A 22180-nucleotide genomic window follows, 5' to 3' on the forward strand; every position below is an offset into this window, starting at 1 on the left:
TAAACTGGTAGAAAAGTTATATGTGATGAATATTAATAAAGTGAAATACTTTACCTGTTTATGTATTTATAGTACCGTATAAAATATTATATAAATTTTCAAAGGAAGGGTGCTGCCGCATGGCAAATGTATTAATGATCGGTTTCCCCGGTGAAGGGCATATTAATCCCTCTATCGGTGTGATGAAGGAGCTGAAATCTCGGGGAGAAAACATTACGTACTACGCAGTGAAGGAATATAAAGAAAAAATCACAGCTCTTGATATAGAGTTTCGTGAGTATCATGATTTCAGGGGAGATTACTTCGGGAAAAACGCAACCGGTGATGAAGAAAGAGACTTTACTGAAATGATCTGCGCTTTTTTGAAAAGCTGTAAAGATATTGCGACTCATATTTATGAGGAAGTCAAACATGAATCGTATGATTATGTCATATATGATCACCATCTTCTCGCGGGTAAAGTCATCGCCAACCTGCTGAAGCTGCCAAGATTTTCATTGTGTACAACCTTTGCGATGAATGAGGAATTTGCGAAGGAAATGATGGGAGCGTACATGAAAGGATCACTTGAAGATTCGCCTCATTATGAATCATACCAGCAGCTTGCAGAAACTTTAAATGCTGATTTTCAAGCAGAGATCAAGAAGCCATTTGATGTTTTTTTAGCTGATGGTGACTTGACAATTGTCTTTACATCAAGGGGATTTCAGCCACTGGCTGAGCAATTTGGCGAGCGATATGTATTTGTCGGTCCTTCCATTACAGAAAGAGCCGGAAACAATGATTTCCCATTTGATCAGATTGACAATGAAAACGTGCTGTTTATTTCAATGGGAACCATTTTTAATAATCAAAAGCAGTTTTTTAATCAATGCCTTGAAGTGTGTAAGGATTTTGACGGTAAAGTTGTGCTTTCCATCGGCAAGCATATTAAAACAAGTGAGTTAAACGACATTCCGGAGAATTTCATTGTACGCCCGTATGTCCCTCAGCTTGAGATCTTGAAAAGAGCCAGCTTATTTGTGACACACGGCGGAATGAACAGCACAAGTGAAGGTTTGTATTTTGAAACCCCGCTCGTTGTCATTCCGATGGGAGGCGACCAATTTGTTGTCGCAGATCAGGTGGAAAAAGTCGGTGCAGGAAAAGTGTTAAAAAAAGAAGAATTATCTGAAAGCCTGCTGAAAGAGACGATACAAGAAGTAATGAATAATCGTTCGTATGCTGAAAAGGCAAAAGAAATTGGACAATCACTGAAAGCGGCAGGCGGCTCTAAAAAAGCGGCCGATAGCATTCTTGAAGCTGTAAAACAAAAAACTCAATCAGCAAATGCATAGTGTAAAAGCCTGTTCTTATCGAAAGAACAGGCTTTTTGCCATTTCATAAGAGGGATTTGATACGCCGATAGAGAATTGATTAGAAAAATAGACAAGAAAGGAGGAGAAACTGCTTCGTTCATCAATAGAAAACCATCATTTTTACCCTCACTTAAATAGTTCCTTAGACTTTCGAAAAACATATCGTGCTTATGTAAAATGTTAGATGTTTATTTGAAGGTTTAAAGGTCGAACGATGCTGAAAATGCTGCGCCAAATGTTTGAAAAGGGTTTAACTTGCTGAAAAATTGACGATAAAACAGTTGTGTGCCATTTTTGGAAACAAAATACTAGCTGTTTTTACAAAAAAACAGTTTAGGAGGTTGAATGAATGAAAAAGAAGATTGTAGCCGGCTTGGCTGTTTCTGCAGTTGTTGGGTCGTCGATGGCCGCAGCACCCGCGGAAGCAAAAACGATAAAAGTAAAAAGCGGTGACTCTCTTTGGAAACTTTCCCGCCAGTATGATACGACAATATCAGCTCTGAAATCCGAAAACAAATTGAAATCAACGGTGCTTTATGTCGGACAAAGTCTTAAGGTTCCTGAAAGCAGCAAAAAAAGCACGACATCCCCATCTAATTCAAGCAAAACGTCAACATACACAGTTGCATATGGTGATTCCCTATGGATGATTGCTAAAAATCATAAAATGAGTGTTTCTGAGCTTAAAAGCTTAAACAGCCTGAGCAGTGACCTGATTCGTCCGGGGCAAAAGCTTAAGATCAAAGGGACAAGCAGTTCAAGCGGATCAAATGGATCAAAGAAAAACAGCGGTTCCAATTCTTCAGGTTCTTCAAAAAGTACATATACGGTCAAGCTTGGTGACTCACTGTGGAAAATCGCAAACAGCTTAAATATGACTGTAGCCGAATTAAAAACTTTAAATGGCTTAACATCAGATACACTTTATCCTAAACAGGTGCTCAAAATAAAAGGAAGCAGTTCGCCTAAGAACGGAAACAGCGGTTCCAAAAAGCCGTCAAACTCCAATCCCTCAAAAAGAACGACGTACAAGGTAAAAGCAGGCGATTCGCTGTGGAAAATTGCAAATCGGCTCGGAGTCACTGTCCAAAGCATCCGTGATAAAAACAATTTATCATCGGATGTGCTGCAAATCGGGCAGGTTCTGACTATTTCTGGAGCATCAAAATCTAATCCTTCAAATCCGACAAAGCCAACAAAGCCAAAAGATAACTCAGGGTCAAACATTCAAATAGGCTCGAAGATTGACAGAATGATCACGGAAGCGAAAAAATATGTCGGAGTGCCTTACCGATGGGGCGGAAACACGCCTGCCGGTTTTGATTGCAGCGGCTTCATTTATTACCTCATTAATAATGTATCATCTATATCAAGATTGAGTACGGCAGGATATTGGAATGTCATGCAGAAAGTCAGCCAGCCGTCAGTAGGAGACTTTGTCTTCTTTACCACATATAAATCCGGCCCGTCTCATATGGGGATTTATCTAGGCGGCGGTGATTTTATTCATGCAAGCTCATCGGGCGTCGACATTTCCAATCTCAGCAATTCGTATTGGAAACAGCGGTACTTGGGCGCAAGAAGTTATTTTTAAAAATGAGTATGACAAAAAGCCTTTTATAGGCTTTTTTGTTTATACCAGACAATGATTGACCACACTGTTAGAAAAAACAAGGGGGAGACAGTATGCACCGTCTCTTGCTGTTGATGATGCTGACGGCACTGGGAGTTGCCGGATGCGGACAAAAAAAACCTCCAGACCCTCCTAACCGGGTGCCGGAAAAAAAAGTGGTTGAAACGTCAGCGTTTGGTCATCATGTCCAGCTGGTCAATCGTGAAGGGAAAGCAGTCGGTTTTATAGAGATCAAAGAATCAGATGATGAAGGCCTCGATATTCATATTTCCGCAAACAGCCTGCGTCCAGGTGCTTCTCTCGGTTTTCATATTTATGAGAAAGGTTCTTGTGTCAGGCCGGATTTTGAATCAGCGGGCGGTCCCTTTAATCCACTGAACAAAGAACACGGCTTCAATAATCCGATGGGGCATCATGCCGGAGATCTGCCGAACCTTGAAGTCGGTGCTGATGGAAAGGTAGATGTCATAATGAATGCGCCTGACACTTCACTGAAAAAAGGAAGTAAACTAAATATTCTCGACGAGGACGGAAGTGCATTTATTATTCATGAACAAGCGGACGATTATCTGACAAACCCAAGCGGCAATTCCGGTGCGCGTATTGTCTGCGGAGCCCTTTTGGGAAATAACGAGAAGCAGTAATATCATCCAAGCCCTTTTGTATTGAGCATACAGGGGCTTTTTTAGTATACTCGTTAATGGAATATGAATAGGAAAGGGAATCTGTCTATGACAACTCAACTACAGCACTTAACATTGCCGGAAGATATACAACAAAAGCTTTTATCATATAAAGAGCAGCCTATTTCCCCGGAGTTTCAATCGCTTATAGGAACATCAGGCTATGAGGCGGAGGATGAAGCCATTTTATTTGACGCCATTATTGCATTAGCCATGGGGAAAAATGTCCTGCTGAAAGGGCCTACAGGTTCAGGAAAAACAAAGTTGGCAGAAACATTGTCCAGCTATTTTAATAAACCGATGCACAGCGTCAACTGTTCAGTCGACTTGGACGCTGAGGCATTGGTCGGTTATAAAACGATTGAAAATCAATCTGGCCAGGCGACAATCGAGTTTGTTTCAGGACCTGTTACAAAGGCAATGAAGGAAGGCCATTTTCTTTATATAGATGAAATCAATATGGCGAAGCCGGAAACACTGCCTATTTTAAACGGTGTATTAGATTACAGAAAAATGATGACAAATCCGTTTACAGGCGAGGTCATACGGGCTAAAAGCGGTTTCGGAGTCATTGCAGCCATCAATGAAGGTTATGTCGGAACTGTTCCTCTGAATGAAGCGTTGAAAAACCGTTTTGTCATCATTGATGTGCCTTATATTAAAGGCGAGCTGCTGAAACAAGTGCTCATGTCTCAGTCAGCCCTGAAAGACGAGAAATTGATTGACAGATTTATCACGCTTTCCTCTGACTTGATCGTTCAGGCCCATAACGGACAGGTGTCTGAAGAAGCGGCGTCCATCAGAGCTTTAATCGATACATGTGATTTAGCTGCTTATATTCCGCCGCGTCGTGCCATTGAGCGAGGAATTGTAGAAAAGCTTGATGATGATCGGGAAAAAGCGGCCGTCCGAAATATTGCAGAAACTCTGTTTGAATGAGGGGGCTGCGATGAAATTTATCAAATTTAACGACAGCACGATTGATTCATTTTTATTTATGATGCTGACTGATTTGGCCAAAACACTCACCAAGAGTGAAGCGGTAGAAGTGGAGTATGGCGTTCAGTCCTATTACAATCCATTTGAAAAGAAAATCTATATGAGCCACTTTTGGAAAGACAGGGCAGCTGAGGACATGGAAGCGGGTCTGAAAAGCGACGTCTACCTGCGTTCAGTCGGAACAAGATATAGCTCGCTGCATGAGTTTGCGAACTTTTTGAATGATATCCATCGTCATCTCACCTTTAAAAGTTTTGCCAAGCAGCTCTTTATGCTGCTTGAAGACATTAGGATCGAAGAATGCATCAAACGTGAGCGTCCGGGTACGAAACATGTATTTGCGAAGCGAAAAGACATGTACAGAAAACATTTCTCAACCCAGCTGACCTTAAATTTGGAACGAAGCATTTTTACCGATGCGCTCTTTTGCGCGATCTATGTCAAGCTCACAGCGGAATCGCCGCTCGAGACCCTTCCATCCATGCGTGAAGATATCGATCTGATGCGCCCGTTTATTGAGCAGCAGCTCTTGCGTGTGTATGAAGCAGATTCGACACGGCAGGTTCTGAAAATTGTTGAGGACCTCATGGACGGACTTGAAGAGGTACTCGATAAAGACATGTTGAACACCTACTTCTTTTTGCCTGAGCTTGATTACGCAAAAGCTGCAGAACAGCCGTTATTTGAAGAAGAGAAAAAAGCGCCGAAGCTGAGTGATGACATCACGCTTCCAAAACAATCAGACGGTGATGAGGATATCCATGAAGAAGAAATGCCGACATGGCACCGGGAAACAGAAGCACCGTCTAAAAGCTTCCTTCAATTTGATATTGAACACGGCGCAAAATCAGATTTAGGAAAAGATGCTTCAAGGGAAGGCGACGATGGAGATCAGGCCCTTGGCTCTGTTCAAGGATCAGCCAGACAAACGAAACGGAAAGACTATTCCAAGCTGGAAGCGCTGGAGTCTCAAAAAGACCAGCCGAACGGAGCGGGTATGGCTGACGGCAAAGAAAATAAATATGCATTTCCAATTTATAAAGAACCGCAGCCGGCAACCAGTGAAGAGGAGCTTTCTTATAAACAGCAGGCAAAAACGATTGAATCGTATCAAAAGCGTTTGAAACAAATGATTCAAAAAACGCTTGAACATAAAAAAACATTGCCGAGAACAGATCTTCATGCCGGGAGACTGAATAATAAGCTTCTTCGTTACTTCACTGAGCGAAATCCGCGCCTGTTCTACAAAAAGCAAGAACCGTCTACAGAAATCGACGCAGTTTTTACATTGCTGGTCGATTGTTCCGCCAGCATGTTCGACAAAATGGACGAAACAAAACGAGGAATCGTGTTGTTTCACGAAGCGCTGAAATCGGTAGCGGTTCCGCATCAGATTGTCGGTTTTTGGGAGGACACAAATGATGCAACCGAAACAAGCCAGCCAAACTATTTCAATACGGTTATTCCCTTCCAATCATCATTAAGACAAGATTCTGGACCGGCCATTATGCAGCTTGAGCCAGAAGAAGATAACCGTGACGGGTACGCAATTAGGCAGATGACGAAAAAAATGCTGCATCGCAGCGAGGCGCAAAAGTTCTTAATTGTTTTCTCAGATGGAGAGCCGGCCGCATTTGGCTACGAACAAAATGGGATCGTTGATACAAGTGAGGCGGTTATCGAAGCCCGAAAAAGAGGAATAGAAGTGATAAATGTTTTTCTCTCCAACTCAGAAATAGAAGAATCGCAAATGAAGACGATCCAGGATATGTACGGAAAATTCAGTATATTTGTCCCGGATGTTGATCAGCTACCGGATGTTTTGTATCCGCTGCTGAAAAAACTGCTTCATAAAAGCATAGGATAGCCCTTAATCCTATGCTTTTTGGCGTTTGTTTTTTCGAATGATTAAATTTTTTGTTTTTTATAAAGGTTTTTTACTATTTTGTGAACAATCAAGGTAGAATCAAATTGCAAACAGTGGTAAAATATCGTTGGAAGCGTTTTTATTACATAATTTTGGACACAGCGTTCGAAAGTTATTTCAAGATAGTGAATCAATCACTTGATTATTTAAGTTGGGGGTAATATTCAAATGTTTCAAAATAGTATGAAACAACGAATGAATTGGGAAGATTTTTACGGTCCGAACCTCGGCTATGCGCTGGAGCTTTACGATCAGTATACCCAGGATCCGAACAGCATTGACCCGGATTTGAAGGAAATGTTCGACGAGCTCGGTGCTCCGCCAAGCGATATAAAAGAGGCCTCGGGAACAAAAGAAAAGGGACGTGTTACAGCCGATCTGATTCAAAAGATCGCATCCGCAGTCAGACTTGCAGAAGATATCCGAACCTATGGCCATTTGAACGCTTCCGTCAATCCGCTCAGAAAGGATGAGAAAAAGAGCGAACTTTTTCCATTATCCGATTACGGGCTAACAGAAGAGGAAATAAAAGCAATACCTGCGTCTGTCATCTGCAAAGACGCTCCTAAAAACATTACGAACGGTTTAGAAGCCATTCAGTATTTACGAAATACGTATAAAAGAACCATCTCTTTTGAATTTGACCATGTGCATGACTTCAAAGAGCGCGAGTGGCTGACAAGAAAGATTGAATCTGGCGAGCTGTTCCAGAAGAACTCAGCTGAAAAGCTGTCAGCTGTGCTGGAAAGATTGACAGAAGTAGAGGGCTTTGAGCAGTTTTTGCACCGCACATTCGTCGGGCAGAAGCGCTTTTCCATTGAGGGTCTGGACGCTCTTGTTCCAGTGCTTGATGACATTATTGCACAATCTGTCAAATCAGGCACGACAAGCGTCAACATCGGGATGGCGCACAGGGGACGCCTGAATGTCTTGGCACATGTGCTCGGCAAACCGTATGAAATCATCTTCTCTGAATTCCAGCATGCGCCGAATAAAGATCTTGTCCCGTCTGAGGGATCAATTGGAATCAGCTACGGATGGACAGGGGATGTCAAATACCATTTGGGGGCGAATCGGGAGCTTCAAGACGCTGAAACAAAATCAGCGCGCATTACGTTAGCGAACAATCCGAGCCACTTGGAATTTATCAATCCGATTGTTGAAGGCAGCACAAGAGCAGCACAGGAAACGCGAACACAAAGCGGATACCCGGTACAAGATGAAACAAAATCGCTTGCCATTTTAATCCATGGAGACGCTGCATTTCCTGGGGAAGGAATTGTAGCTGAAACATTGAATTTAAGCTCTTTAAAAGGGTATCAAGTAGGCGGTGCGATTCATATTATCGCCAATAACATGATCGGATTTACAACAGAAAGCGCTGAATCCAGATCGACAAAATATGCCAGCGACCTGGCCAAGGGTTATGAAATTCCGATTGTTCACGTGAATGCGGACGATCCTGAAGCTTGTCTTTCAGCTGTTAAGTTTGCGGTCGAATACCGAAAAACATTCAACAAGGATTTTCTGATTGATTTGATCGGGTACAGACGCTATGGACACAACGAAATGGATGAACCGTCAACCACTCAGCCAATGCTGTATGATGCTGTCAGAAAGCATCCGACCGTCAAACAAATTTTCGCTGAAAAGCTGGTAAAAGAAGGCGTGCTTACCGAGGAAGTCGTTCAAAACATCGAAAAATCGGTAACGAAGCGCATTGAGGATGCATATCAGAAAGTTCCGTCTAAAAAGGAACACACTGCTTGTGAAATTGAACTTCCAGAGCCTGTATCAAACGGTTTCCCAGATGTGGACACTTCGATTGATTTTGATGTGCTCCGCAAGTTGAATGGCGAATTGATCAACTGGCCGGAGTCATTTAATGTTTTCGGCAAGCTAAAGCGCATTTTAGAAAGACGCGCCAAGGCGTTCGATGATGACAGAAAAGTGGAATGGTCTTTGGCAGAATCACTCGCGTTTGCTTCAATTATGAAAGACGGAACACCGATTCGTTTAACAGGACAGGATTCCGAGCGCGGAACGTTCGCCCAAAGAAACCTTGTGCTTCATGACAGTGAGACGGGCAAAGAATTTGTGCCGCTTCATCACTTATCTGACTGCAGCACATCATTTGCTGTTCATAACAGCCCGCTGTCTGAAGGATCGGTTCTCGGTTTTGAATACGGCTATAACGTGCATTCACCGGAAACGCTTGTTTTGTGGGAAGCACAGTACGGAGATTTTGCCAACGCTGCTCAAGTGTATTTTGACCAATTTATTTCTGCCGGACGCGCGAAATGGGGCCAAAAATCCGGATTAGTCATGTTGCTCCCGCACGGTTACGAGGGACAGGGGCCTGAGCACTCAAGCGGAAGAATCGAGCGATTCCTGCAGCTTGCAGCGGAAAACAACTGGACGGTTGCCAACCTGACAAGCGCGGCACAGTATTTCCATATTTTAAGAAGACAGGCTAAAATGCTGCTTCGTGAAGAAATCAGACCGCTCGTCATTATGACGCCGAAGAGCCTTCTTCGCAACCCAAATACGGTGTCGGAAGTGCAGGAGCTCAGCGAAAGCCGCTTCCAGCCTGTTTATGAACAGTCGGGACTTTCTCATGACTATGAAAAAGTAACCAGACTTGTATTATCCAGCGGTAAAGTGTCTATAGACATTAGCGATCATTTTAATAAGTTAGAAGACGGTAAAGAGTGGCTTCACATTGCGAGAATCGAACAGCTGTATCCATTCCCGGCAAAAGGAGTCAAAGAATTATTTGCAAAACTTCCGAACCTGAAAGAAATCGTTTGGGTGCAGGAAGAGCCGCAGAACATGGGGGCTTGGGGTTATATCAGCCCGTATTTGACAGAGATTGCACCAGAGGGAGTAAGCGTTCAATATATTGGACGAAGAAGACGATCCAGCCCTGCAGAGGGAGATCCGACAGTTCATAAAAAAGAACAGGAACGTATTGTATCTGATAGCTTGACTCGCAAAAACTAAGGGGGAAATGAAAAATGGCGGAAATTAAGGTACCTGAATTAGCAGAATCAATCTCAGAAGGAACAATAGCCCAATGGTTAAAGCAGCCTGGTGACTATGTAGAACAGGGTGAATATCTGCTTGAACTAGAAACGGATAAAGTGAATGTTGAATTGACAGCAGAAGAATCGGGTGTACTTCAAGAGGTATTGAAAGATTCGGGTGATACCGTCCAGGTCGGAGAAATTATCGGTACGATTTCAGAAGGCGCGGGTGAAAGTTCTGCCCCTGCTCCTACAGAGAAAGCAGAAAGCAAGGAAAGCGTAAAAGAAGAGAAACAGGCTGAACCAGCTGCACAAGAGGTGAGCGAGGAAGCACAATCTGAAGCAAAATCAAGAACGATCGCTTCTCCGTCGGCCCGTAAGCTGGCGAGAGAAAAAGGAATTGACCTGTCTCAAGTTCCAACTGGAGATCCGCTTGGAAGAGTGCGCAAGCAGGATGTCGAAGCGTACGAAAAACCGGCATCAAAACCGGCTCCTCAGCAAAAGCAGCAGCCTCAGGCTCAAAAAGCACAGCAAAGCTTTGAAAAACCTGTTGAAGTGCAAAAAATGTCACGCCGCAGACAAACGATTGCAAAACGCCTTGTAGAGGTACAGCAAACATCAGCGATGCTGACCACATTTAATGAAGTGGACATGACGGCTGTCATGAATCTCAGAAAACGCCGCAAAGATCAATTCTTTGAGCAAAATGAAGTGAAGCTCGGCTTTATGTCTTTCTTCACGAAAGCGGTCGTGGCTGCATTGAAAAAATATCCGCTGTTGAATGCAGAAATTCAAGGCGATGAGTTGATCGTTAAAAAATTCTACGATATCGGAATCGCTGTTGCTGCTGATGAAGGCCTTGTCGTTCCGGTTGTGCGGGATGCGGATCGCCTGACATTTGCAGGAATCGAAAAAGAGATCGGCGAGCTTGCGAAAAAAGCAAGAAACAATAAATTAACCCTTAGCGAGCTTCAGGGAGGCTCTTTCACGATTACAAACGGAGGGACTTTCGGTTCATTGATGTCAACTCCAATTTTAAACAGCCCGCAAGTCGGTATACTGGGCATGCATAAGATTCAGCTGCGCCCTGTAGCCATTGATGAAGAGCGTTTCGAAAACCGTCCGATGATGTATATCGCTTTATCTTATGATCACCGAATTGTAGACGGTAAAGAAGCGGTTGGTTTCCTCGTGACAATCAAAAATTTACTGGAAGATCCTGAACAGCTTTTATTAGAAGGATAATAAAAAAGGGTACATCACGATAAAGTGATGTACCTTTTTTGATGCATATTTAAAGTGATAGATTGCTGCTTTCGGATCCAGCTTGTATCTTTTTCACTTTTTTGGACCAATATGTTGCAAGCATAGAACCTGAAAGGTTATGCCACACACTGAATATTGCGCTTGGTACGGCAGATAGCGGTGAGAAATGAGCCGTGGCAAGTGCAGCCCCAAGCCCGGAGTTTTGCATGCCGACTTCGATTGCAATCGCTTTTTGAGACGGGTAATCCATTTTTAAAAGCTTTGCACAAAGAAACCCAAGTAAATAACCGATACCATTATGCAGGATAACAACTGAAAAAATGAGCAACCCCGATTGAAGCAGATTTTCCCGATTGCCGCTGACGACAGCTGAGACAATCGCAACGATGCCAATGACAGAAACAAGCGGAAGGGCATGTACGGCTTTTGCCACTTGTTTTCTGAAAAACATTTTGACAATCAGACCTGCAATGATCGGAAATAAAACCGCCTGTAAGATTGAGATAAACAAAGACCCCGGCGAGACAGGAAGCCATTCTTTGGCAAACAGCATAATCAACAACGGTGTTACAACAGGTGCCAATAAGGTAGAAATTGTCGTAACCGCAACAGAAAGGGCAGTATTTCCTTTTGCTAAGAATGTCATAACATTAGATGCAGTTCCCCCGGGACAGCAGCCGACAAGAATAACACCAACTGCGATTTCAGCTGGAAGATGAAGCCCAAATGCGAGGCCGAAAGCAACGAGCGGCATGATCGTATACTGAGCTATTACTCCAATAATAACTTGCCAAGGCTTTCTGACCAGCTCTTTGAAATCATCGGCTTGCAGTGTAAGGCCCATCCCAAACATGATAATGCCAAGAAAAATCGTAATATAAGAACTGATCCACGTAAATAAAGATGGGAAAGAAAATCCCAGCACTGCAAAAACAATGACCCATATGCCAAAGGTTTGTCCTGCAAAATGACTTATTTTTCTAATGATGTCCATAAAAACACTCCTAACACACTTATCAAGAACTTCAGCAGAAATTCTTACAAATTTCATAACATTCTCTTATTATAAATAATTTTCTGAATAATTCAATATTAGTTTTTGGCAGATGTCTATAGATATATGATGTAAACTAATTAAAATGTTCTTGACTATATAGGAAGATATTCTTACAATGAACCTTTATAATGGTTAGATCAAATAGGAGTGATACGGTGAAGGAAGCAAATCAATGGTCTTCGAAGCTCGGCTTTATTTTAGCCGCGGCAGGATCAGCTATCGGGCTTGGTGCGATATGGAAATTCCCATATGTTGCCGGAACCAGCGGAGGAGGCGCATTTTTACTTATTTTTATTTTATTTACGGTTTTAATCGGACTGCCTTTATTGTTAGGTGAATTCATCATAGGCAGAAGAACACAGAAAGATGCCGTTCAGTCCTATAAAACACTTGCTCCAGGAACGAAGTGGCATTGGATCGGTTATTTAGGCATGGTGACGTGCTTTATTCTTCTATCTTTCTACAGTGTCGTAGGCGGATGGATTTTAATTTATATTATAAAAGGCTTCACTGGCGGTTTATCGCAAACATCTGGTTTTGATACGATATTTGCAAGTACCATTTCAAATCCTTATTTGGCTGTAGGAGGCCAGCTGCTCTTTATGGTGGTAACAATTTTAGTTGTTGCAAAAGGGGTAAGCAGCGGAATTGAAAAAGCAAGCCAAGTATTAATGCCGGCGCTTTTTCTATTATTCATCATTTTAATGGTGCGTTCGGTTACACTTGATGGCGCGATGGAAGGAATCAAATTTTTCCTCATGCCTGATTTAACTGCAATTGATGCCAATACCATTTTATATGCAATGGGACAATCCTTTTTCTTATTAAGTGTCGGTGTATCTGTCATGGTAACGTATAGCGCTTATTTAGAGAAACAGGAAAATCTGGTACAGTCCGCTGTATCTGTAACTGTTATGAACATGCTTGTTGCTGTAATGGCCGGAATTGCGATTTTTCCAGCTGTATTTTCATTCGGCCTCAAGCCAGACCAAGGCCCGGTTCTGTTATTTAACGTTCTGCCGACTGTGTTTAATCAAATGCCGTTCGGAATTATCTTTTTATTAGCATTTTTACTTCTATTTTTATTTGCTGCATTGACATCTGCTTTTTCAATGCTGGAAATTTTGGTCGCAGTACTGTCGAAAGGCGATGTCAATAAGAGAAAACGATTCGCTTGGTTAGGCGGAATTGCTATTTTTATTGTCGGTGTGCCGTCTGCATTGTCATACGGTGTCTTAAGTGACGTCTCTATATTTCATCTGTCTATTTTTGATGCGGCCGACTATCTTGTGAGCAATATTTTAATGCCGTTAGGTGCGTTACTGATTTCGATTTTTGTCCCGCTAAAAATACCGAAACAGGATTTGTTTGACGAGCTGAAAAGCGGTTCCAATCTCAAACGAAAGTGGTTTGCGGTTTGGCTGCTGCTTATTCGATATTTATCTCCTGTTGCCATTATCATCGTGTTTTTGCATGTGGTAGGGATTTTTTAACACACGAAGCCCCCGAGGAAAGGGGGCTTTTTTTAATAGAGCTTCCAAACGACTTCTTTTGCCTGCTCAAAACGTTTTTCAGCCTCGCGCCAATCCACGACATTCCACCAGTGATCGACATAGCTGGCCCGGTCATTTTTGTATTGCAAATAGTAGGCATGCTCCCATACGTCAAGCGGTAAAAGGGGGATCACATCCCATTGCTGGTGTTTTTCTGCCGTTAAAATCTCCAGCCGTCCTGATCGAGGTGCCCAGACCAGAATGGCCCAGCCGACGCCTTCCACTTTTTTAGCGGCCTGGGTAAAATGTTCTTTAAAAGCGGAATAGCTTCCAAATGAAAGGTCTATCATTTGGAACAATGCCCCTGTAGGACGCCGTTTTCCGTTTGGATGCATAGAAAACCAAAAAATACTGTGCAAATAATGGCCTGCTCCATGGAACGCAAGCTCTCTTTCCCAATGAGTGATTAAGTCATAATTCTTTGTTGCTCTCGCTTTTTTAAGCTCTGATTCTGCTTTGTTCAGGCCATCGACATAGCTTTGATGATGTTTTGTATGATGAAGGACCATAATATCGCGTGAAATATAAGGTTCTAAGGCGGAGTATTTGTAAGGAAGCTTTGGCAGCACGTGTTTCCCTATAGGGACATATGCGCGTCTTTCACTTGTATCATCTGATTCTGTAATATCCCGGTAAAGGGCAGCGGCCTGTTTATACCAATCTTCTTCTGTTGTTTGGTCATCTTCCAGAGCCTCAATCATCTTGTCGATTTGATCTTCAAACTGGTCAAGCTGTCCTCGCTTTTGAATCTGATCTTTCAGGGCTTCACACCAATTGAACATCTCCGTTTGATAAGATTCACGTTTCATTTGCTGTCTCCTTTTCAATAGAATCTAAATATTTCCCGACAGCCAGCAAAGAGAATACATATGGATAACTGTGATAGCGAATATAAAATTGCTTCGGCAATCCGATCCCTGCTGGATACGCGAGGCTATCGGCGCTATGCGAACTGCTGTCGGTAAGGTATTGCATGCCTTTCACAACAGACGGATGTTCGGAATTTTCATATGTGAGCAAAGCGTCTAAAGCCCAGGCCGTTTGTACAATGGTTCCTCTATGAAGCGGTACATATGTTTTGATTTCGGCGCTTTTGCAGGATTCTCCCCAGCTTCCGTCATCATTTTGTATGGATTTGAGCCAACGCAGAGCCTTTTGTATACCGGGATGCTTTCGGTCAACCCCGCATGCATGCATACCAGTAAGAGCAGCCCAAGTGCCGTAAATGTAGCAAACACCCCATCTGCCGTACCAAGACCCATTTTGTTCCTGATGTTCGAATAGCCACTTCACTGCGCGTTGAATATGTTGTTGTTTTTCTGTGAAGCCAACTTTCTCGCCTAAAAAGTGCAGTACTCGTCCGGTGAGGTCGGCGGTTGAAGGGTCAACTGCAGCGTCCTCGGCGGATTCAAGCGGCAGAAGGCGGATCAGTGGATGGTTCACGTTTTTTTCAAAAGCAGAAAATCCGCCGTCATTGTTTTGCATCGATAAAAGCCAAGATACCCCCCGCTCCCATGCTGCAGGAGAATGATTGCGGGGAATCGCCTTTAAAACGGCTGCAGTGTCGTCACAGTCAGGGTTATTTGTATTAATGTTTGAAAACCCCCAGCCGCCAGGAACTGAATTTGGATTTTTGACAGACCAATCTGCTGTTTTGGTATGCTGGCGTTCTAGCAAAAAGTCGGCTGCTTTTGTAACAGAGCCATCCGTTTCGGTCACACCATTTTTTTGAAGGGCATAGCTGATTAGAGCTGTATCCCAAACAGTTGAAGTAGAGTTTTCCAGATAAGGAATCCCGTTGCATTTAGTCACCAGTGATTTAATGCCGGTAATCGCTCTCCTGATAATAGGAGAATAGCGTGACACACCAAGTGACAGAAGGCTGTAAACCATATATATGGTTGCGCTCGCATAGCTGTATAATGTTCCATCTTTTTCAATCCGGTCCAGCATATACGTTTTAGCTGTCTGTAGGCCCAGCTGCTGAAAAGCAAATGGTGCATGAAAAACGCGTTTCCAATGTGACAAAATAGACGTGAGATCTCTTTCATCGAAAGCATCAGACCGAAGCCAAGTGAAAGGATTTTTTGTCATGTGCGGATCGAGATGGCGAAGAGATGAAATATTGCGGTTAATAAGGACAAATCGCTGATTGAGTGTTACAGCCATAGGAGCAAAATGAATACGGGCATATGAGCTGAACTGATAGAAATGAATCGGCAATGTTGGGGGGAGCGCCATGAGTGATAATGGTAAATACAAAGCAGGCCAAGGGTAAAGCCCGTTCGCGGCAAGCATCCATTTTGTCATAAAATGAACATGTCTCAAACCGCCATATGAGATGATAAATTGTTCAGCTTTCTTCATGTGCGGCTCAGATCTGTGAAAACATCCTGAAGCCAGCATCCCGACATATCCTTGGACGGTAGCCGTTAGATTTCCGCACGTTTCGTCGGGATAGTTGATAAATGTGCCGTCTGGCTGCTGTTTTGCATGAATGCCGGCTGCAAGGGATGATATCAGTTCTTTTTCATTTTCGCCTTCATCTAGTGAGGTAAGGAGCAAAATAAAAAAGGAATTTGTCATGATTGGTCCTTCAAAGCAAAATGTCCATGAACCATCAGCATTTTGCCTGTCTCTTAACTCGGTAATGGTTTTCTTTTGAAAACGCCTCACTTTCTCCTGAAGTGTGCCCATCACGCTCAACTCCTTCAGAAGCATATATATTCAGCGTCTTTTACTGCCATTACAGAAAGAAAAAAACTGCTGGCAGGCAGCAGTTTTTTAAACATACATGTTAGTCTTCAAGGTTTACCCATACACTTTTGACTTCTGTGTAATTATCCAAGGCATATGATCCCATTTCTCGTCCGAGTCCTGACTGTTTATAACCGCCAAATGGAGACGCCGCGTCAAACACATTATAGCAGTTGACCCAAACGGTTCCGGCTTGAAGTCGGTCCGCGATATAGTGAGCCTGCTTGACGTTCTCTGTCCATAGTCCGGCTGCAAGCCCATATTCTGAATGGTTTGCCCGTTCAATAACTTCATCGACTGTTTCGTACGGAATTGCAGTCAGCACGGGTCCGAAAATTTCTTCTTTTGCGATGGTCATTTCGTCTTCAACATTCGCAAACACAGTCGGTGCGACAAAATATCCTGCTTCAAAAGGACAGCTTCCGCCGGTCACTGCTTTTGCTCCTTCATCTTTTCCTTTTTGAATATAGGAAAGAACGCGCTCATGCTGTTCCTTGCTTACGAGAGGCCCGATTTGAGTATCTTTATGAAGTCCCGCTCCTTGGCGGAGTGACTCAGCATAGGACGCCATTTCATCAACAACTTCATCATATTGGTCTTTATGAATGAAGACACGTGAGCCCGCACAGCAGACTTGGCCCTGGTTAAACATCACACCGTTTAAAGCGCCCGGGATGGCTTTTTTCAAATTCGCATCCGGCAGAAGAATATTAGGTGATTTTCCGCCCAGCTCCAATGTAACACGCTTAATGCTTTTCGCTGCGGTGGACATGATTTTCTTTCCGATTTCAGTGGAACCGGTAAAGGCAATTTTATCAACCGCTTCGTGGTTCGTCAGCGCTTCTCCCGCATCTTCACCGAATCCCGGGATGATGTTGATTACACCGGCAGGGAAACCGGCTTGGTCAATTAATTCTGCCAAATAAAGAGCTGAAAGCGGTGTTTGTTCAGCCGGTTTGAGGACGATTGTACAGCCTGTTGCAAGTGCCGCGCCCATTTTCCACATCGCCATCAGGAGCGGGAAATTCCATGGAATGATCTGGCCGACGACACCGACAGGCTCATGACGCGTATAATTAAAATAAGCGCCGGAAACCGGAATCGTCTGTCCTGTTATTTTTGTACACCAGCCGGCGTAATAGCGCATATGCTCAATAGCCAGCGGAATATCTCCATTAGTCGTTTCATTGATCGGTTTCCCATTATCAAGTGTTTCAAGCTGAGCAAGCTCAGTTTTATGCTCTTCCATTAAGTCCGCCAGCTTATACATCAGTCTGCTTCTCGAAGCTGGAGACATTGTTCTCCATTCACCTTGGTCAAAGGCTTTCCGGGCAGCTTTAACCGCTTTGTCCACATCCGCAGCCTGGGCTTCATACAGCGTCATCAAGGTTTCGCCGGTCGCCGGGTTTGGAGTGTCAAAGGTTGCCCCTGAGGCACTCGGAACAAACTTACCGTCAATATAAAGCTTCTTTGTTCCCTGTAAAAATGTCTCCAGCCTTTTCGTCACTTGCATCGTTAAAGAACTCATCCGTAACAAACCTCCAGTCATTTTTTATGGTCTGTTCTGAGATTCTTGGTGATAGCACATTGATTCCTGGATTGAATAGCAGAAATAAGCTGTGATAGTTGCTTCAAACGTAAGCGTATACAAACATTCTATAATAGAAATCAAGGCAAAATCAATGAATAACCGATATTGCAATTTACAAAAGAAAAAAGCTACAATAAGCTTATAGATAAGAAAAGGAGATTTCATCATGATTCATAAAAATTGGCTTGAAAAAGAAACAATTAAAAAAGTAAAGTGTGTGCAGACAAACGCAAAAAAATATATCGTAAACCGCGTTTTAACGCCGGGAAAAGAATATGAAGTAAAAAATGAAACAGAGGAGTTTCTCTTTGTGGTCGACAATACGAATAAAGTCGGCGGCTATTATAAAGAATACTTCGAAGAGATGTAATGCTTCCTTGAATAATCAGGAATATTTTGTTAAAAGTGGTCAATCCACAAAACCGCAGCTCAGCTGCGGTTTTTTTGTGGTTAAAACAGGAAATATAAAACAAGAATAAAAAATCATTAAAAACCACTTTTTTATAAAAACATTGCTGAATATTGAAACTTTTTTCTCTGTATGTGCGTATTACTTGATGACAACAGCTTAAAAGCCAAAAAACAAATCAAAAATTTGAAAAATGTAATCTGTTCGTAATGGTTTAAATGTCTTCTATGTCGTATTCTTATATAGGGATAAAGGACTTATTTTTATGTAGTGAATGATAAAACAAATAGATAAATGCAGAAAGAGGGGTTCTTCATTGGGTATTTTTTCTGTTAGCAGATCAACGGACGCAAAGAAGCTTGAGGCTTTGCTCGTTGAAGGGGAAAGAATAGAATCGATTTATAAGCTCCGAGTGGACCAAATTTGCTTTACAAATAAGCGGATCATTTTCTTTGACAATAAAATGTTTTCTAAAAAGAAGGTTCGTGTATTTCTTCCATATAAAACAATTGAAAGCTTTGCCATTCAAGAAGCGGGAATGTTTGATCCGGACACTGGGCTTTTATTGATGACAAGAAGCAAAACGTTCGAATTAGAATTTGCGAAAGACACCGATTTAAGCGAGGTTCAGGCGGTGCTGACAAAGCATTTGTGCAGCTGAATATTTGATGAGCCAGCCGTTCAAAAAATGGTTAGGCTTTTTTTTATATATAAAAACAAGAACAGGGCATGTGCGCCCTGTTCTTATTACTTATTACACCACACTGTTTTTCGCTGAGTTCGAATCAACAAGATCTGCATCTAATACATTTGAAATCGGTACGACAAGAGGAGTAAAGTCGCCATTTTCTTCTCCAAACCCTTGATTTATTTTAGCTGATAAAAAGTAATCGACCTGCTGATACGGACCGAGTGTTAAAGAGGAACCACGGTCCATTGTATTGATTTTAAATCCGCCGACATTCACGACGGAGGGAGAAAAGAACATCTCATCACTTCCTTTTGATTGAGGAGTTAACCGCTTCACTTTCAAAAGAGGCCGGAGAATCAATTTGGTCTCTGTCATCCACATGGCTTCTCGTGCCCATAAATCCGCTCGCATCTCCAAAATTCTGTCCGTAGCCTTGATTTTTTTTATCAGAATTTTGCCATTCTGCCAATAAATTTTGTCCTACGTTAACCGCTGAAGCATTTTCAAAGGAATTAATTTTCAGCATGAAAATATTAATATTGATATACGGAGTTGGTTGAACCACAGGCAAACCTCCTTTCTATATTTGTATGCTGGCGGTTATAAAGTATGTTAAGACAGGGGGCTTCAAATGGATTTCGAAAAGATGAAGCAGTGGATGGAATTCGCACAGCAGATGTACGGCGGTGACTTTTGGAAACAGGTATTTGATGAAGACCAAAAAACCCCTTTTATGACAAATGGCCAATCTCCGTTTCCGTTTGCGCAGCAAGATCAGCGAGGGAAAGGAGATGCTTCATTTCCGAGCATGGATATTGTAGATACCGTTACGGAAGTACAATTTTTAATTTATCTTCCAGGCTACCGTAAACAAGACGTTCACATATTATCGTACGGAGATTATTTAGTGGTGAAGGGGCAGCGCTTTTCCTATTTTAATGAACAGGACTTTCGCCAAAAAGAAGGGAGATACGGAAGTTTTGAAAAGAAAATTCCGCTTTCCGATCATCTTCATGGAAAGATGAATGCCATTTTTAAAGACGGAATCCTATACATCACTATTCAAAAAGACGAAGGTCAAGCGAAAACCATTGTTATTGATGATTGATTTTCATACTGAGTGCATCTGCCCCATCACGGTCATCAATTGATTCAATCGGAATGACCATGACAATAACATCTGCATTTTGTTCCCCAAAACCGTTATTTCTTTTGATAGCAGAGCGCCTGTTCCTTAACTCCGCAGAACCAAAGGTAAGGGATGAGCCGGTGCCTATCGAGTTAGTCTTGAGATGAGAAATATTGATGTTAGTCGGAAGCATGAAAACCTCTCCTTTCTATGGGATATACCTCATTATATATGTAGACGAAAGAGGAGTATGCAAAGGGTCGTGATGTCATGAAAAAAATGTTCCGGTCGCTGATCAGGCATTGCTTGAAACCAGAACTTGACAAACTGCGTGAATGTGAAGAAAGACTCTCAGTGATTGAGAAACAAAAACAAAGCAGCAAACAGGAGTCTGAAGAAACCTATATACATATTGAAACGCTGAATGTCGAAAAAATTGACTATCATCTTGAATTCGGCGAGCTGACCATTGATGAACTGAGCGGCAGATTAAATATAGGCGCAACCTATTATATACCGCCAGAAGAGAAGGACAAAAAGTGCCAACGAAAACCCGAAGCACCATCGACGCCAGCGGTCACGATCCGTTCAAAAAGGCAGTAGCTCATCTTTCCATCGATGTTCCCATGTTTGACAGAAGGCAAAACGGGAAACAGGATAGAAAGGAGAGGATATACATGGCACTGACAAAAGAACAAACACAGCATCTCTATCATAAATTGCTCGATATGCAAAAAGAATTGTCTGGCGAGAAAAAGGAAACAGAATCAATGACGGAAGAAGTGGGGGAGCTTTCCAATGGGGTTGACAACCATATGGCAGACCACGGGACGCTCGTCACAGACCGGATGACAGACCAAACAGTGAGAGAGATTGACCGGGAGCTGTTAGAGGAGGTCAACCGTGCATTACAAAAGATGAAAGACGGAACTTACGGCGTGTGTGAAAAAACCGGCCAAGAGATTCCTTACGAAAGACTTGAAGCTGTTCCTTATGCAAGAATGACAGTTGAGGCCCAAGCTGATGTGGAGGATGATCTGGAGACAGATGCTCCTTCTTATGAAAGAGAGTTTCATGAACAGGTAAAAGACTTATCCAACAAAGAAACAATTGATCAAAAAAGCTCGCAGACGTATGAAATCTTGGATCGTGAACAAGATTCGAAGTAAAAATGCCAAGCAAGTACACCGATATTAGATGTACTTGCTTTTTTTTTTGAAAAAAAATCTCATATTCAAAATAAAGTGATTGACTTTGCGTAAAAAAGAAAGTAACATACTATTTGTAAGTAAATATAAAAAGTTTACCGGGAGGAATACAGATGTCTACAGTTTTATTTGTAAAATCAAGCGACCGTACAGCTGAAGAAGGCGTTTCAACTAAACTTTACGAAGCTTTCTTAGCTGCTTATAAAGAAAACAACCCTAATGATGAAGTGGTTGAATTAGATCTTCATAAGGAAAACCTTCCTTACCTTGGCAGAGATATGATTAACGGAACATTTAAAGCAGGTCAAGGAATGGAAATGACAGAAGATGAGAAAAAACAAGCAGCAATTGCTGACAAATATCTGAACCAGTTTGTAAAAGCTGACAAAGTTGTTTTCGCATTCCCGCTTTGGAACTTCACAGTGCCAGCAGTGCTTCATACTTATGTTGATTATCTGTCTCGCGCAGGCGTTACATTCAAATACACACAAGAAGGACCAGTCGGTTTAATGGGCGGCAAAAAAGTTGCGCTTCTTAACGCTCGCGGCGGTGTCTACTCAGAAGGACCAATGGCTGCACTTGAAATGTCATTAAACTTCATGAAAACAGTTCTTGGTTTCTGGGGTGTTCAAGACTTGCACACAGTTGTCATCGAAGGACATAACGCAGCACCTGATCAAGCGCAAGAAATCGTTGAAAAAGGTTTACAAGAAGCAAAAGATCTTGCTGCAAAATTCTAATAAAGCCAAGACTCCTATCGTTACAAATAGGAGTCTTTTTGTATATACACATTAATATAGAAGAAAATAATCATTCGCTTTTAGCGAAAAAGGCTGTTTTTTTTTATTGTAATATATTTTTTGTTTGTCGAATTGTCAGGTATTTTGGAGAAA

21 protein-coding genes are annotated in these 22180 nt (G+C 42.4%); 14 read left to right on the top strand and 7 right to left on the bottom strand.

Annotated elements, in window-relative coordinates:
• Positions 1-119 precede the first annotated feature (119 nt).
• From PUN35_RS03990 to odhB, 7 genes are all read left to right on the top strand, one after another.
• The gene (locus PUN35_RS03990) at positions 120-1337 is read left to right on the top strand and encodes a macrolide family glycosyltransferase (RefSeq protein WP_014480031.1); all 1218 of its coding nucleotides are present in this window, start codon (positions 120-122) and stop codon (positions 1335-1337) included.
• Positions 1338-1707: 370 nt separating this feature from the next.
• A complete protein-coding gene (cwlS, locus tag PUN35_RS03995) occupies positions 1708-2952 on the top strand; it encodes a D-gamma-glutamyl-meso-diaminopimelic acid endopeptidase CwlS (RefSeq protein WP_014480030.1) in 1245 nt (414 codons plus the stop codon).
• Between the two features lie 92 nt (positions 2953-3044).
• Positions 3045-3635 carry a superoxide dismutase family protein gene (locus PUN35_RS04000; protein ID WP_004399243.1) on the top strand — a complete coding sequence of 197 codons (591 nt, stop codon included), beginning with the start codon at positions 3045-3047 and terminating at the stop codon, positions 3633-3635.
• A gap of 63 nt (positions 3636-3698) precedes the next feature.
• Positions 3699-4613 (top strand): AAA family ATPase, encoded by a 915-nt coding sequence (locus PUN35_RS04005; RefSeq protein ID WP_072592545.1) that lies wholly within the window; start codon positions 3699-3701, stop codon positions 4611-4613.
• 10 nt (positions 4614-4623) lie between these two features.
• Positions 4624-6540, top strand: coding sequence for a nitric oxide reductase activation protein NorD (locus tag PUN35_RS04010; RefSeq protein WP_014480028.1), 1917 nt, complete (start codon positions 4624-4626; stop codon positions 6538-6540).
• 228 nt (positions 6541-6768) lie between these two features.
• The gene (gene sucA / locus PUN35_RS04015) at positions 6769-9603 is read left to right on the top strand and encodes a 2-oxoglutarate dehydrogenase E1 component (protein WP_014480027.1); all 2835 of its coding nucleotides are present in this window, start codon (positions 6769-6771) and stop codon (positions 9601-9603) included.
• A 14-nt stretch (positions 9604-9617) separates the two neighbouring features.
• The gene (gene odhB, locus PUN35_RS04020; RefSeq protein WP_014480026.1) at positions 9618-10871 is read left to right on the top strand and encodes a 2-oxoglutarate dehydrogenase complex dihydrolipoyllysine-residue succinyltransferase; all 1254 of its coding nucleotides are present in this window, start codon (positions 9618-9620) and stop codon (positions 10869-10871) included.
• Between the two features lie 49 nt (positions 10872-10920).
• Here the strand turns inward: odhB and PUN35_RS04025 are convergent, their stop codons facing one another.
• A complete protein-coding gene (locus tag PUN35_RS04025; RefSeq protein ID WP_014480025.1) occupies positions 10921-11886 on the bottom strand; it encodes a bile acid:sodium symporter family transporter in 966 nt (321 codons plus the stop codon).
• A 218-nt stretch (positions 11887-12104) separates the two neighbouring features.
• Here PUN35_RS04025 and PUN35_RS04030 point away from each other — a divergent pair, with 218 nt between their 5' ends.
• A complete protein-coding gene (locus tag PUN35_RS04030; RefSeq protein WP_014480024.1) occupies positions 12105-13442 on the top strand; it encodes a sodium-dependent transporter in 1338 nt (445 codons plus the stop codon).
• A gap of 32 nt (positions 13443-13474) precedes the next feature.
• On the opposite strand, the gene PUN35_RS04035 is transcribed toward PUN35_RS04030, so the two are convergent.
• From PUN35_RS04035 to dhaS, 3 genes are all read right to left on the bottom strand, one after another.
• Complete coding sequence (locus tag PUN35_RS04035; protein ID WP_014480023.1) at positions 13475-14311, bottom strand: superoxide dismutase; 837 nt, start codon at positions 14309-14311, stop codon at positions 13475-13477.
• Positions 14301-16199 carry a sporulenol synthase gene (gene sqhC, locus PUN35_RS04040; RefSeq protein WP_014480022.1) on the bottom strand — a complete coding sequence of 633 codons (1899 nt, stop codon included), beginning with the start codon at positions 16197-16199 and terminating at the stop codon, positions 14301-14303. The genes PUN35_RS04035 and sqhC overlap by 11 nt, the downstream gene beginning before the upstream one ends.
• 100 nt (positions 16200-16299) lie before the next feature.
• A complete protein-coding gene (gene dhaS, locus PUN35_RS04045) occupies positions 16300-17787 on the bottom strand; it encodes an aldehyde dehydrogenase DhaS (RefSeq protein ID WP_004399332.1) in 1488 nt (495 codons plus the stop codon).
• A 229-nt stretch (positions 17788-18016) separates the two neighbouring features.
• Between dhaS and PUN35_RS04050 the strand changes: the two genes are divergently transcribed.
• Together PUN35_RS04050 and PUN35_RS04055 are read left to right on the top strand one after the other, a co-directional pair.
• The gene (locus PUN35_RS04050; RefSeq protein ID WP_003231245.1) at positions 18017-18220 is read left to right on the top strand and encodes a DUF6501 family protein; all 204 of its coding nucleotides are present in this window, start codon (positions 18017-18019) and stop codon (positions 18218-18220) included.
• Positions 18221-18575: 355 nt separating this feature from the next.
• Complete coding sequence (locus PUN35_RS04055; RefSeq protein ID WP_003220141.1) at positions 18576-18920, top strand: PH domain-containing protein; 345 nt, start codon at positions 18576-18578, stop codon at positions 18918-18920.
• 93 nt (positions 18921-19013) lie between these two features.
• Here PUN35_RS04055 and PUN35_RS04060 read toward each other — a convergent pair whose 3' ends face one another.
• Together PUN35_RS04060 and PUN35_RS04065 are read right to left on the bottom strand one after the other, a co-directional pair.
• Positions 19014-19247 (bottom strand): hypothetical protein, encoded by a 234-nt coding sequence (locus tag PUN35_RS04060; RefSeq protein ID WP_003231251.1) that lies wholly within the window; start codon positions 19245-19247, stop codon positions 19014-19016.
• Between the two features lie 4 nt (positions 19248-19251).
• Positions 19252-19515, bottom strand: coding sequence for a hypothetical protein (locus PUN35_RS04065; protein ID WP_004399338.1), 264 nt, complete (start codon positions 19513-19515; stop codon positions 19252-19254).
• 66 nt (positions 19516-19581) lie between these two features.
• Between PUN35_RS04065 and yocM the strand changes: the two genes are divergently transcribed.
• Positions 19582-20058, top strand: coding sequence for a salt stress-responsive protein YocM (yocM, locus tag PUN35_RS04070; protein WP_014477071.1), 477 nt, complete (start codon positions 19582-19584; stop codon positions 20056-20058).
• Here yocM and PUN35_RS04075 read toward each other — a convergent pair.
• Complete coding sequence (locus PUN35_RS04075; RefSeq protein ID WP_014480021.1) at positions 20045-20272, bottom strand: hypothetical protein; 228 nt, start codon at positions 20270-20272, stop codon at positions 20045-20047. The two genes, yocM and PUN35_RS04075, sit on opposite strands and share 14 nt — an antisense overlap.
• Positions 20273-20349: 77 nt before the next feature.
• On the opposite strand from PUN35_RS04075, the gene PUN35_RS04080 reads away from it, so the two are divergent.
• From PUN35_RS04080 to azoJ, 3 genes are all read left to right on the top strand, one after another.
• On the top strand, positions 20350-20682 hold the full coding sequence (locus PUN35_RS04080; protein ID WP_014480020.1) for a hypothetical protein: 333 nt from the start codon (positions 20350-20352) through the stop codon (positions 20680-20682).
• 74 nt (positions 20683-20756) lie between these two features.
• On the top strand, positions 20757-21248 hold the full coding sequence (locus PUN35_RS04085) for a TraR/DksA family transcriptional regulator (protein ID WP_014477068.1): 492 nt from the start codon (positions 20757-20759) through the stop codon (positions 21246-21248).
• A gap of 152 nt (positions 21249-21400) precedes the next feature.
• On the top strand, positions 21401-22027 hold the full coding sequence (azoJ, locus tag PUN35_RS04090) for an FMN-dependent NADH-azoreductase AzoJ (protein ID WP_003231260.1): 627 nt from the start codon (positions 21401-21403) through the stop codon (positions 22025-22027).
• The last annotated feature ends 153 nt before the right edge of the window (positions 22028-22180 follow it).

The organism is Bacillus sp. N3378-2at (genome assembly GCF_033412715.1).
Taxonomy (GTDB): domain Bacteria; phylum Bacillota; class Bacilli; order Bacillales; family Bacillaceae; genus Bacillus; species Bacillus subtilis.